The organism is Alkalicoccobacillus porphyridii (assembly GCF_007293315.1).
In the GTDB taxonomy this organism is placed as follows: domain Bacteria; phylum Bacillota; class Bacilli; order Bacillales; family Bacillaceae_D; genus Alkalicoccobacillus; species Alkalicoccobacillus porphyridii.
Genome location: NZ_VLXZ01000205.1, coordinates 1 through 274, shown reverse-complemented (window position 1 = coordinate 274; position 274 = coordinate 1). Strand labels below are relative to the sequence as shown.

The 274-nt window shown below is 53.3% G+C and carries 1 protein-coding gene; it reads left to right on the top strand.

The window, feature by feature from the left end; genetic code table 11:
* Nucleotides 1-274: sigma 54-interacting transcriptional regulator (locus FN960_RS24040; protein WP_185971145.1), on the top strand; the 274-nt coding region annotated here is incomplete at both ends.

The following is a 274-nucleotide window of genomic DNA, read 5'->3' as shown; positions in this document are numbered from 1 at the left end:
CTCGACGAAGTGGGCGATATGCCACTGGAGTTACAGCCGAAGTTGCTGCGTGTATTGCAGGAACAGGAGTTTGAACGTCTCGGCAGCAACAAAATCATTCAGACGGACGTGCGTCTAATCGCCGCGACTAACCGCGATCTGAAAAAAATGGTCGCCGACCGTGAGTTCCGTAGCGATCTCTATTACCGCCTGAACGTATTCCCGATTCACCTGCCGCCACTACGCGAGCGTCCGGAAGATATTCCGCTGCTGGCGAAAGCCTTTACCTTCAAAA